The organism is Streptomyces sp. NPDC058001, assembly GCF_042886315.1.
GTDB lineage: Bacteria > Actinomycetota > Actinomycetes > Streptomycetales > Streptomycetaceae > Streptomyces.
Window position 1 is genome coordinate 142,532 of sequence record NZ_JBHVQT010000020.1, and the last position, 12,214, is coordinate 154,745.

The 12,214-nt window shown below is 70.0% G+C and carries 9 protein-coding genes and 1 pseudogene; 2 read left to right on the forward strand and 8 right to left on the reverse strand.

The window, feature by feature from the left end; genetic code table 11:
• Positions 1-41: 41 nt before the first annotated feature.
• Together murF and ACFVT5_RS39065 are read right to left on the reverse strand one after the other, a co-directional pair.
• Complete coding sequence (gene murF, locus ACFVT5_RS39060; RefSeq protein WP_389898355.1) at positions 42-1,460, reverse strand: UDP-N-acetylmuramoyl-tripeptide--D-alanyl-D-alanine ligase; 1,419 nt, start codon at positions 1,458-1,460, stop codon at positions 42-44.
• 28 nt (positions 1,461-1,488) lie between these two features.
• Positions 1,489-1,962: a peptidase gene (locus ACFVT5_RS39065; protein WP_389898357.1), complete on the reverse strand. Its 474-nt coding sequence runs from the start codon at positions 1,960-1,962 to the stop codon at positions 1,489-1,491.
• A 100-nt stretch (positions 1,963-2,062) separates the two neighbouring features.
• Here ACFVT5_RS39065 and ACFVT5_RS39070 point away from each other — a divergent pair, with 100 nt between their 5' ends.
• Positions 2,063-3,289 carry a hypothetical protein gene (locus tag ACFVT5_RS39070; protein ID WP_389898359.1) on the forward strand — a complete coding sequence of 409 codons (1,227 nt, stop codon included), beginning with the start codon at positions 2,063-2,065 and terminating at the stop codon, positions 3,287-3,289.
• Positions 3,290-3,547: 258 nt separating this feature from the next.
• Positions 3,548-6,469: a choice-of-anchor D domain-containing protein gene (locus ACFVT5_RS39075; protein WP_389898361.1), complete on the forward strand. Its 2,922-nt coding sequence runs from the start codon at positions 3,548-3,550 to the stop codon at positions 6,467-6,469.
• 38 nt (positions 6,470-6,507) lie between these two features.
• On the opposite strand, the gene ACFVT5_RS39080 is transcribed toward ACFVT5_RS39075, so the two are convergent.
• The 6 genes and pseudogenes from ACFVT5_RS39080 to ACFVT5_RS39105 all read right to left on the reverse strand — a co-directional run.
• On the reverse strand, positions 6,508-7,548 hold the full coding sequence (locus ACFVT5_RS39080; protein ID WP_389898363.1) for an LLM class flavin-dependent oxidoreductase: 1,041 nt from the start codon (positions 7,546-7,548) through the stop codon (positions 6,508-6,510).
• Positions 7,549-7,595: 47 nt separating this feature from the next.
• Positions 7,596-8,420 (reverse strand): DUF1684 domain-containing protein, encoded by an 825-nt coding sequence (locus tag ACFVT5_RS39085; RefSeq protein WP_389898365.1) that lies wholly within the window; start codon positions 8,418-8,420, stop codon positions 7,596-7,598.
• Complete coding sequence (locus ACFVT5_RS39090) at positions 8,417-10,129, reverse strand: dipeptide ABC transporter ATP-binding protein (protein ID WP_389898367.1); 1,713 nt, start codon at positions 10,127-10,129, stop codon at positions 8,417-8,419. The genes ACFVT5_RS39085 and ACFVT5_RS39090 overlap by 4 nt, the downstream gene beginning before the upstream one ends.
• Positions 10,126-11,052 carry an ABC transporter permease gene (locus ACFVT5_RS39095; RefSeq protein ID WP_389898369.1) on the reverse strand — a complete coding sequence of 309 codons (927 nt, stop codon included), beginning with the start codon at positions 11,050-11,052 and terminating at the stop codon, positions 10,126-10,128. The genes ACFVT5_RS39090 and ACFVT5_RS39095 overlap by 4 nt, the downstream gene beginning before the upstream one ends.
• Positions 11,049-12,008, reverse strand: coding sequence for an ABC transporter permease (locus ACFVT5_RS39100; RefSeq protein WP_389898371.1), 960 nt, complete (start codon positions 12,006-12,008; stop codon positions 11,049-11,051). The genes ACFVT5_RS39095 and ACFVT5_RS39100 overlap by 4 nt, the downstream gene beginning before the upstream one ends.
• 3 nt (positions 12,009-12,011) lie before the next feature.
• Positions 12,012-12,214, reverse strand: a pseudogene (locus ACFVT5_RS39105) (ABC transporter substrate-binding protein); the annotation flags it as partial.

The following is a 12,214-nucleotide window of genomic DNA, read 5'->3' on the forward strand; positions in this document are numbered from 1 at the left end:
CAGGCCATGAACATCGTCCTGGGATCGGGAGTGAGGACCCTCTAGTCGGCGCCCAACACGCGCTGAGAGGCCGGCGCGGTGTCGGATTCGAGGACCTTCTGGACGAGGGTTTCGAGTCCGACACCGCGGCTGGCCTTGAAGAGCACGATGTCCCCCGGGCGCAGGAGTCCGTCCAGGAGGTGCTGCGCGGCGTCCTGGTCCGGGACGTGATGGCTGGTGCCCGCACCGGCGGCGTGTGCGGCTTGCGCCATCCACTGTGCTTCGGTTCCCCCGATGGTGATGACGTGGTCGTAGCCGAGGGTTCCGGCGGCGGTGCCGACCTGTTCGTGGGCGGTGCGTGACTCGTTGCCGAGTTCGCGCATCTCGCCAAGGACGGCCAGGGTGCGCCGGTCCTTGCCGCCTCCCATCGAGGCCACCGCGCGCAGGGAGACCCGCATGGCGTCGGGGTTGGCGTTGTAGGAGTCGTTGACGACGGTCACGTCGTCGGGGCGGGTAGTGACCTCCATCCGCCAGCGGGACTGGACGGTCGCCTCGCCCAGCAGCCCGGCGATCCGGTCGACGGACAGGCCGGCTTCCCGGGCCACGGCGGCAGCGGCGAGGGCGTTGGATACCTGGTGCTCACCGAGCAGCCGCATCGAGACACGGGCCCGGCCTTCGGGGGTGACGAGGTCGAAGCGCGGCCGGCCGTCGGCGTCGAGGTGTACGTTCTCGGCGCGGACCGTGGCGTCCGGGGCGACGCCGAAGGTGACGATGCGGGCGGTGGTGCGGTCGGCCATGGCCCGTACCAGTGCGTCGTCCGCGTTGAGGACGGCGAGTCCGGAGTCGGCCAGGGCTTCGACGAGTTCTCCTTTGGCCTTGGCGATCTGCTCCTTGCCGCCGAACTCGCCGACGTGGGCGCTGCCGACGTTGAGCACGACGCTGACCTGGGGCGGTGCGAGCCGGGCGAGGGATGCGATGTCGCCGATGTGGCGGGCACCCATTTCCAGTACGAGGAACCGTGTGTCGGCGTCGGCGCGGGAGGCGGTGACCGGCAGACCGATCTCGTTGTTGTAGCTCTGCGCGGTGGCGACGGTGGGCCCGGCTGCGGCCAGCAGGTGGGCGATCAGGTCCTTCGTGGAGGTCTTGCCCGCCGAACCGGTCACAGCGACGACGGTGGCGGTCAGGTCGGCGATGACGTGCTGGGCGATGAGTCCGGCCGCGTCCAGGACGTGCGGGACGACGATGGCCGGGACGCCGACGGGCCGGGTGGTCAGCGCGGCGACGGCGCCGTGTTCGACGGCGCTGTGGGCGTAGGCGTGTCCGTCGGTGTGTTCGCCCGTCAGCGCCAGGAAGAGTGAGCCGGGCTCGGTCTGGCGGCTGTCGAAGACCAGGGGTGCGCTGACGCACGCGGCGGGGTCCGGTACGTCGTGGAGTTCGCCGTTCACGATGCGGGCGATGTGGGCGAGGGACAGGGGCAGCATGGGCGGCTTCTTCCAGGTGGGGGGAGATTCAGGACGTTACCCGCCGGATCGCCGCGTGCGGCGGAGGCCGCCGTGGTCCAGTCGGGGATACGTCGATCGAGATACCGCGCCCCGCGAAGAACGTTGCGAAGTGCTCGGCCGGCAGGGCGGCGGCCGTGGTGTCCGGGGTGTGGCCGGACGGGTCGCGGAACACGATGTGCCCGTCGTCCAGCCCGGTCGCCAGGATCAGGCGACCACCGCGGCGCGGCGGCGTGAGCTGCGGCCGGCGGATCTTCTTGGAGACCGACGCCACGACCATGCACCCCGCCGCCAGCAGCTCCAGCAGTTCGTCCATACCCAGCTCGCGGTGCACGGTCGCGTCCAGATCGTGCGTCTGGTGCGCGTATGAGGCGAACGGGTCGTAGAACATGCCGTGGATGCCGTCCGCGTCGCATGTGTAGGCGCCGAACGCGCGGGCGCCGGAGAGGAGTTGGAAATCAGGCCACCCGGGCGGTGAGAACACCCACGATGTCCGTAACCAGCGCTAGTGGTCTGACATGTGCCTGAATATTGTCCCCTGTGTCGACACAGGCTCCGTACAGGCGGGGCCGATTGGGGGGCTCATGAGGAACGTGATCCGCTCCACCATCGCCGCCGCGGCGGTCCTCTCCATGCTGCCGCTGACGGCGGCGTCCGCCGCCGCGGACACGCCGAGGCCGCTGTCCGTCGCAGAGGTCGCCGCGATGTCACCGGCGAAGCAGGGCGAGGTCCTCAAGCCGCTGAGAGTGGTGGCCGACGCCATCGCCCAGGTCGGACAGGGGGACCGCGCCGACATCTACACGCAGGTCGAGATGGCCTCCGACTACCGCTCGGTCAACGTCTACCTGACCGACGTGAGTCAAGGCCGCAGCTTCCTGGCCGCGGTGCGCCGCGCCAACCCCAAGGCGGACACCGGGCTCGTCAACGTCCTTGAGGGCAAGAAGTCCCGTCAGCAGCTCAAGAAGGAGATCGACGCGATCGTCGCCGACCCCGCGCTGTCTTTCGAAGTAGAGCTGGCGGGCACGTCGGTCGACGGCGGCGCGATCGAACTGGCCGTGGACGATCCGGCGGCGGCGAAGGCGTACCTGGCGGCGCCCGCCGTCGCCACCGAACGCTCCGCCGCCGGCGGCACCTCGGTCCGCGTCACCCAGGCGGCGCCGTCGCGCCCCCTGAGCCGCTGGAACGACACCTCGCCGTTCTACGCGGGAGCGGCCCTCGGACCCGCGTACGGCGCGGAGTCCAACTGCACCAGTGGCATTCCCGCCGTCAGCACCTGGGACGGCCGCCAGTGGCTCGTCACGGCCGGCCACTGCTACAACGTCAACGACTACGTCTACACGGCCGGCGGCAACTACATCGGCCAGGTGAAATACGACCTGCCCGCGATCGACGCGCTCTTCATCGAGACGCCCACCCTCCGCTACACCTGGGACGGCACCGATGCCGCGGGCTACACCCGTTACCTCAACGGCGTCCGCAACGTCGCCGTCAACGACTTCACCTGCCAGCTCGGCTACAACTCCAAGGTCGTCTGCAACATCCGCACGGTGTACGCGGGCAACGCCAGCTGGAACGTCAACGGCACCACCGTGTGGGGCAGTTACGGCGTCCCCAACAACGGCGGAATCGTCGGCAGGGGCGGCGACAGCGGCGGCCCGGTGATCTTCATCAACGACGCCAACAGCCGGGAACTCAACGGCATCGTCAGTGTCGGCTACGGCTGCGGCGCCTCCGGATGCACCACCGGACTCGGCTGGGTCGACGTGTGGTCCATCTTCAACACCTTCGCCATCAAGCTGAACCCGTCCTGACCGGTTGAGGGTGCCGCCCGCTCAGTCACACCGAGTGGGCGGCACCCAGGGCTTCGGCGTAGTCGCATGACGTCCGTTGGCCAGCGGTCCGGCGGCGGATCCCGAAATACGTCGCAAACTTGCGTGACTTGTTCGGGATATTGACGGAGCACTGTCATCATTTTACGGTGTGGGTATCCCGTCGGGCAGCGGCGGTCCAGGCTTCCTCATGACCGCGGAACGTCCGGCTCTTCTCCTTTCCACTGGAAGGGTCCGTTGATGAAGAAGACCGGCAAGTTACGTGCCTGGACGTTCGCGACGATCGTTGCGTTGATCGCGGGGGGCCTGGCGTCGGTGTCGGGCACTGCCGCGGCGGCCACCGCCATACGCGCGGAGTCCCCGTTCGACTTTCCGGGGCGCGGTGCCACCGTGCCATTCACGGAGATCGAGGCCGAAGACGCCGTCACCACGGGCCAGTTGATCGGCTCCGACCGGGTCTACACCCGTCTTCCGTCAGAGGCGTCCGGGCGCAGAGCGGTCACGCTCAGCGGCTCAGGCCAGTACGTCGAGTTCACGCTCACCAAGCCGGCCAACGCGGTGACGGTGCGCTACAGCGTTCCGGACAGCAGCGCCGGGACCGGCCAGAACACCACCGCCGACCTGCGCGTCAACGGCGCTCATCTCAAGGATCTGCCGCTCACCTCCCGGTACGGCTGGTTCTACGGCGGCTACCCGTTCACCAACACCCCGGGCGACAAGCCCCACCACTTCTACGACGAGACGCGGGCCATGTTCGGGTCCACGCTCGCCGCCGGGGACAAGGTGCGGATCCAGTCCACCGGCGGTATCGCGATCACCGTCGACCTGGCCGACTTCGAGCTGGTCCCCAACCCGGTCGCCCGTCCCACCGGGTCGCTGTCGGTCGACGATTTCGGCGCCGTTCGGAACGGCACCACCGATTCGACCGCCGCTTTCCAGGCCGCGGTCGACGCCGGCAAGGCCCAGGGCAAGGTCGTCTGGATCCCCGAGGGGACGTACACCCTGTGGGACCACGTCGTCGTCGACGGCGTGACCCTCGCTGGCGCCGGCCCCTGGTACAGCGTGCTCACCGGCCGCCACCCCACCGACCGCAAGCGCGCGGCCGGGATCTACGGGAAGTACGTCACCGGCGGCGGCTACACCGGCACCATCCGCCCGCACAAGGCCGGCGGGCCGAGCCGCAACGTCACCCTCAAGGACTTCGCCATCATCGGCGAGATCACCGAACGGGTGGACGAAGATCAGGTCAACGCGATCGGCGGCGCCATGACCGACTCGGTCGTGGACAACGTCTGGATGCAGCACACCAAGGTCGGGGCCTGGATGGACGGTCCGATGGACGACTTCGTCATCAAGAACAGCCGCATCCTCGACCAGACCGCCGACGGCGTGAACTTCCACACCGGCGTCACCAACTCCCGGGTCACCAACACCTTCGTCCGCAACTCCGGGGACGACGGCCTGGCGATGTGGGCCGACCGCGTGCCGAACGTCAACAACTCCTTCGACCACAACACCGTGGTCGCGCCGATCCTGGCCAACAACATCGTCACCTACGGCGGCCGGGACATCAGCATCACCGACAACGTCGTCAGTGACACCCTCACCAACGGCGGCGGCATCCACGTCGCCAACCGCTACACCAACGTGAGCTCCAATTACGGCACCGCGCTGGCCGGCACACACACCGTCGCGCGCAACACGCTGCTGCGCGCCGGGAACGCCGACTACAACTGGGACTTCGGGATCGGCGCCCTGTGGTTCGACGGTGAGAACGAGTCGATCAACGCCACGATCAACGTCACCGACACCGACATCCTGGACAGCTCCTACTCCGCCGTCCAGTTCATCCAGGGCACCAACAAGACCGTCAACTTCAACAACGTGAAGATCGACGGCACCGGCACCTACATGCTCCAGGTGCAGTCAGGGGCCACCGCGACGTTCACCAACGTCCGCGCGGACCACATCGGTGCGGGCACCTCCATCCACAGCTGCGTGGGCGGGAGTTGGGTGCCGCAGCTCATCGGCACCGGCAACACCGGCTGGAGCCTCAACTCCACGGTGTGCACCGGAAACTGGCCGGCCCCGAACTACATCTATCCCGGTGGCGGCGGCAGCACCGGCGGCCTGTCCGGGTCACCCGGCCTGCTGTCCTTCGCCGCTCGGGAGGTCGGCGGCACCAGCCCGGCGCAGACCGTCACCGTCACCAACGGCGACACGTCCGCCGCTCCGATCGGATCGGTCACCGTGACCGGCGACTACGCCCAGAGCAACACCTGCGGCACCTCGCTGGCCGCCGGCGCGTCCTGCACGGTCAGTGTCACCTTCAAGCCCACCGCCACCGGCACCCGCACCGGCACGCTCACCGTGGCCAGCACCGCCCCCGGCGGCCCGGTCACCGCCAGTCTCACCGGCGTCGGCACCAACGGCGTCTCCCTGTCCGCCTCGCCGACCAGCCTGTCCTTCGCCTCCCGGGTGGTCGGCAGCACCAGCCCGGCGCAGGCTGTGACGGTCACCAACAACGGCACGGCCACCGCCGCTCTGGGCACGGTCGCCACCACTGGTGACTTCGCCCAGACCAAGACTTGCGGGACGACGCTGGCGGCGGGTGCGTCGTGCACGGTCAACGTCACCTTCACCCCGACGGCCACCGGTACCCGGACCGGAATGCTCAGCGTGCCCAGCAACGACGCGAACAGCCCGCTGAGCGTCGCGCTGAGCGGCACGGGCACGTCCGCCAACCCCAACCTGGCCCAGGGCCGCCCGACCACCGAGACCAGCCACACCCAGACCTACGGCTCAGGCAACACGGTCGACGGCAACGCCAACACCTACTGGGAGTCGGCCAACAACGCCTTCCCGCAGTCCGTCACCGTGGACCTCGGCTCGGCGACCAACGTCGGACGGATCGTGTTGAAGCTCCCGCCGGCCACCGCCTGGGCCACCCGCTCCCAGACCATCGCGGTCACCGGCAGCACCGACAACGACACCTACACCTCGATCGTCGCCGCCACCTCCTATACCTTCAACCCGGCGACCGGCAACACCGTCACCCTCACCTTCCCCGCCACCAGCCGCCGCTACGTGCGTCTGACCTTCTCCGCCAACACCGGCTGGCCGGCCGCCCAACTCTCCGAATTCGAGGCATACGCCTCCTGACCCACCCCCGAACCAGGCTCCGGGGCAGGCACATTCCCCTACCCCGGAGCCTCGGCCGTGGAGGCGGTGTCGGGCTGCCAGCCCAACTCCGGTGCGATCAAGTGCCGTACGTCGTGGAGGATCTGCTCGTAGTCGTCCCGGTGGAACTCGTACGGCAGTTCCAGGCGCAGCTCCGAGACGGCCGTGACCACGGGATCCGCGGTCAGTTGCTCCAGAATCTGGTCCGCGGTCCCCACCACGTCCGGGGCGAACAGGATCCGCTTCGGGCCCTGCGGTGCCAGGGTGCGGGCATGCCGGCCGGCCGCGTACTCCCGGTAGCGGGCCCGGGTGGTCGCGTCCGCGCTGTCGAACGGAACGATCACCCGGCCGAGCGCCACCCGGGTCGGCCGGTCTTCGGTGAGAGCGCGCCGGTACTCGGTGAGCAAGGTGAGCTGGGCCGTGGTGAAGTCGTCCGTGCCCTCGCCGGTGACGATGTTTCCGCTCAGCAGGTTCAGGCCGTGCTCGGCGGCCCACCGGATCGAGCGCAGGCTGCCGCCGCCGTACCAGACTCGGTCCGACAGGCCGGGGTTGTGCGGCTGAAGGCGTGGCCGTTGGGTGTTGCCGGGCGACTGGATCACCGTGTCCGGGGCGCCGAGGTAGTCGCCGCGCAGGTGGTCGATGACGCGGGCGATCCTGCCGTAGGACAGGTCGAGGTCACGCCAGTCCCCGTCGTGCACCAGGTCGCCGAGGAGTTCGGCGTGCGGCATTCCGGTGCTGAAGCCGGCCTGTAGTCGGCCGCGGGACAGTACGTCGGCCAGTGCCAGGTCCTCGGCGAGCCGGAACGGGTTCTCGTAGCCGATCGGTATGACCGCTGTCCCCAGCTCGACCCGCTCGGTGCGCTGGCCTGCCGCGGCGAGGAAGACCGCGGCCGAGCCGACTCCGTGCTCAAGATGACGTTGCCGGATCCAGGAGCCGTCGTAGCCCAGCCGTTCGCCGTACTCGAACAGTCGCAGCGTCTCCTCCAGACCGGTGTACGGGTCGTCGTCGGCGAAGTTGCCCGGGGTGAGAAAGGCCAGCGAGCTGATCGCGGGGATGCTCATGAGGTGTTCGTCCCTCGTGGTCGTGGTCGTCCCGGTGGCGTCGGTGCTCAGGACCCGCCCCGCTCGCGGGGGATCTTCTCCCCGGCCTCGATCGACACGGGCAGCCGGTTCTCGGCCGGCGGCAGCGGGCAGGTGGCCAGATCGGTGTAGGCGCACGGCAGGTTCGCCGCCCGGTTGAAGTCCAGGACGACCGTGCCGTCGGCGGCGGGCGGTTCGAGGGCGAGGGCCCGGTTGGCCGCGTAGGTGGTGATACCGGAGGTCGCGTCGGTGAACAGCACCAGCAGGCTGCCCGGGGTGCGTCCGGGGAACGCGGTCAGCGCCAGGGGGCGTCCGGCCAGCTCGAACTCGACCCGGCCCGGCGCGTCGTACACGTGCTCAAGGCCCTCGACCGCCGCGCCCACGGTCGTCGGTCGCGGCTCGTCGAAGGCCGTGTAGCGGCCGGTCACCGCCCAGCGGGGATGCGGTGCGTAGGCGGGTGTGCCGGTGAAAGCGGTGCGCAGGGGGGTGTCCGGGTGCCGGGGACGGACGATGTCGTGTCCGCCGCGCTTGGCCACCTCGATCACGGCGTCGCCCCAGACCGCGTCGACTCCGCCGCGCTCAGGGAGCACTCCGAAGCGGTGCTCGCCGCGGACGGAGGTCCCGCCGACGACCAGTTCCTCGCCGTCGTCGAGGACCACGACGACCCCGTCGGCACCGGTCGACCAGGCTCCCGGAGCGTCCGGGAAGCGCTGCGGCTCGTCACCGAGCCAGTGCAGGCCGGTGATGGCGAGGAAGCCGTGCGGGTCGGCGAGGCGTGCTTCCTGCCCGGTGTGCCATTCCTGCCAGTCGCGGGTGAAGGCGGCCAGGTCAGCGGTGGCGTCCTGAACGGTCATGCGTGCTCCTTCGTTTTCGGTGGCTCGGATGCGGCGGTGGCGTAACGACCGCCGGGGATCGCAGCGAGCAGTTCGCGGGTGTAGGCGTGGCGGGGTCGGGTGAAGAGCTGCTCGGCGGTGCCCGTCTCGACGATACGGCCGGAGCGCATGACGGCGACCTGGTGCGCGATCTGGCGTACGACGGCCAGGTCGTGCGAGATGAACAGGTACGCCACCCCGGTGTCGGCCTGCAGTTCGGCGAGCAGGTCGAGGACCTGGGCCTGGACGGACACGTCGAGCGCGGACACCGGCTCGTCGCACACCACCAGGTCCGGAGAGAGCGCCAAGGCGCGGGCGATCGCGACGCGCTGCCGCTGACCGCCGGACAGCTCCGCCGGGCGGCGCTCCAGCATCGAGGCGGGCAGCGCCACCCGCTCAAGCAGTTGGCGGGCCCGCGCGAGCCGGGTGGCACGGTCACCGACCTTGAACGCGCGCAGCGGCTCGGTGATCACCTCGCCGATGGAGAACCTGGGATCCAGCGAGGCGTACGGGTTCTGGTAGACGAGCTGGGCCCGGCGGCGAAGCTGCCGTGCCTGTGCTCCGCGTGCGGTCGTGACTTCGGCGCCGTCGAACACAATGCGCCCGGCGGACGGGTCGGTCAGGCGGAGCACCAGGCGGGCGGTGGTGGACTTCCCGGAGCCGGACTCGCCGACCAGGGCCAGCGTGCGGCCCCGGTGGAGGGTGAAGCTGACGTCGTCGACCGCGCGCACGGTGCGGGCCGAGCCCGCGGCGTGCGGGAGCCGGAACTCCTTGACCGCGTGGTGGATTTCGACCAGCGGCGCGGCCTCGGGAGCGGACGGTGCGCGGACCGTGGCGCGGGGGCGGGCCGTGGCCAGGCTCGGCGCACTGGCGAGCAGCCGCCGGGTGTACTCGTGCCGCGGGTTGTCGAGGATGTCGCGGGTCGGACCGGCCTCGACGACCCGGCCCTCGGACATGACCACGATCCGCTGTGCCCGGTCGGCGGCGACGCCGAGGTCGTGGGTCACCAGCAGCACCGCGGTGCCGGACTCCTCGGTGAGGTGTTGCAGATGGTCGAGGATGACCCGTTGCACGGTGACGTCGAGTGCGCTGGTCGGCTCGTCCGCGATGATCAGTTCGGGTTTGCCGGCGATGGCGACGGCGATCAGGGCACGCTGCCGCATGCCGCCGGACAGTTCGTGCGGGTACTGCCGGGCGCGGGTGGCCGCGTCGGGCAACCCGGCCTGCTCCAGGATCGCGATCGCGTCCGACGGGGCGGTGCGGCGGGTCGCCAGTCGGTGGATGCGCAGCACCTCCGCGACCTGCTCGCCGATGCGTTTGACGGGGTTGAGTGACACCGTGGGGTCCTGGGGCACCAGGCCGATCTGTGCGCCGCGTACGGTGCGCAGCTCACGTTCGGACAGCGCGGTGAGGTCGTGCCGGCCGAAGCGGACCGTACCGGCGTCGATGCCGCCGTTCGCCGCCAGGAGCCGGATGATCGCATGTGCGGTCGTGCTCTTGCCGGATCCTGACTCACCGACCACCGCGGTCACTTGGCCCGGCCACACGTCGAGGTCCACGCTCCGCACGGCCTCCACCGTGCCGCGGCGCGTGCGGTACGACACCGACAGCCCTCGTACCTCCAGCAGTGGTTCCGGTGTGTTCGGCACGTTCTCACCGCTTCCTGGGTCGTTCGCCATGGGGCCGGTCATCGCTGTCGGGACCATTCGCCGTCCAGTGCTCGGGCGATGCGGTTGGTGGCCAGTACGGTCGCGGCGATCGCCAGACCGGGCAGAGCGGTGAGCCACCACGCGTTGGCCAGGTAGTTGCGGCCGTCGGAGATCAACGTGCCCCATTCCGGTGCGGGGGGTGGTGCCCCGTAGCCGAGGAAGCTCAGCGAGGACACGGCCAGGACGGAGGTCCCGAAGTCGAGGGTGGCCAGGACGATCACGGGGCCTGCCGCATTGGGCAGTACGTGCCGGCCGAGGACCGAGTACCAGCGGGACCCGCACGAGCGGGACGCCTCGACGAAGACCGCCTGCCGCACGCGCAGTACCTCTGAGCGCGTCACCCGGGCGAAGGCGGCGACGCTGGCGGCCCCGACCGCGACGGCGACCTTCACCGTCCCGTAGCCCAGCGCGGTGACCAGTGCCAGGGACAGGAACAGTGCCGGGATCGACAGCAGTACGTCGACGAAGCGCATCAGCACGTCGTCGACCCAACGGCCGACGAACCCGGCGACCAGCCCGAGCAGACCGCCGACCACGAACGCGACCGCCACCGCGATCAGCGTGGCCTTCAACGACAGTTGCGCACCGTGCACCACCCGGGAGAACAGGTCGCGTCCCAGTTCGTCGGTGCCGAACCAGTGTGCGCCGCTGGGGCTTCGGAAGTTGTGCGAAGGCACCCCGTGCAGCGGGTCCTGCGAGGTGAACAGACCCGGCCAGAACGCGGCCAGCACCACGAGGAGCACGACGAGGACCGATGTCAGCAGGCCGGGCCGACGCAGGAAGAACCGCAGGACGCGCCGCAGTTCGAGACCTGGCCCGGCACTCGGGTCGTTGTCCGGTTCGACCGGTCGCGCCAGGCCGGGCGCGGCGCCGGTGGCGACATCGTCGACAAGGGGCCGGGTCATGCGAAACTCCCCTTCCTGCCGGAGGACACCACGATCCGCGGGTCGAGGAGCGGATAGACGAGATCGACGAGCAGGTTGGCCAGCACGAAGATCAGTGCCCCGAACACCACGACTCCCTGGACCAGCGGGATGTCCTGGGCCGTGACCGCGGCGGCCGTCACCCGGCCCACGCCGTCGCGGGAGAACACGGTCTCCACGACCACCGAACCCGCGATCAGCTGCCCGGCCAGCAGCCCGACGACCGTCAGGGCCGGCAGCGACGCGTTGCGCAGAGCGTGCCGCAGGTGGATCCGCAGCCTGCCCGCGCCCTTGGCCCGCGCGGTCTCCACATATGCCTGATCCAGGGCCGTGAGCAGGCTCTTGGCCAGCACCTGCGCGACCAGGGCGCCGGTCGGGATCGCCAGCGTCAACGCCGGCAGCACCAGGCCACGCCATCCGTCGTTGCCGAACGCCGGGAGCCACCGCAGCCGGAAGGAGAACAGTTCGACCAGCAGCAGCCCGACCCAGAAGGTCGGCACCGACACGCCCAGCGGCGGCAACGACAGCAGCAGTTGCCGCAGCCACCGCCGCGAGGTGTATGTCGCCAGCACCGCGAGACCGCCGCCGATGAGCACCGCGAGCAACAGCGCCGTGCTGGTCAACGTCAGGGTCTGCGGGAGTGCGTTGCCCAGGGTCGAGGTCACCGAACGGCCGGTGGAGACCGAGTCGCCGAAGTCCCCGCGCACCGCCCTGCCGAGGTAGTCGGCGTACTGCGCCAACACCGGCTTGTCGAAGCCGTACTCGTGTCGGAGCCTGGCGAGCTGCGCCGGGTCGACCTGTCCGGAGTCCGCTCCGGCGCCGGCCATCGCCGACACCGGATCTCCGGGCAGGAAGTTCAGCACCAGGAACGAGACGGTGTACGCCGCCCACAGCACCCCGAGGGCCTGCGCGAGGCGTTTGAACACATAGCGGCGCATGCGCTAGCCGATCCAGGTGTCGTGCAGTTGGATCCGACTGGAGGCATCGAAGTCGACGTCGTGCACCTTCTTCGCCACCCCGAGCTGGGTCTGAAGCTCCACAACCGGCACGACGTAGGCGTTCCGCACGATCAACCGCTGAGCCTGGTCGACCAGTTGCCTGCGCTCGGCCGTCTCGGTGGTCGCCGCCTGCTGGGTCAGCAACG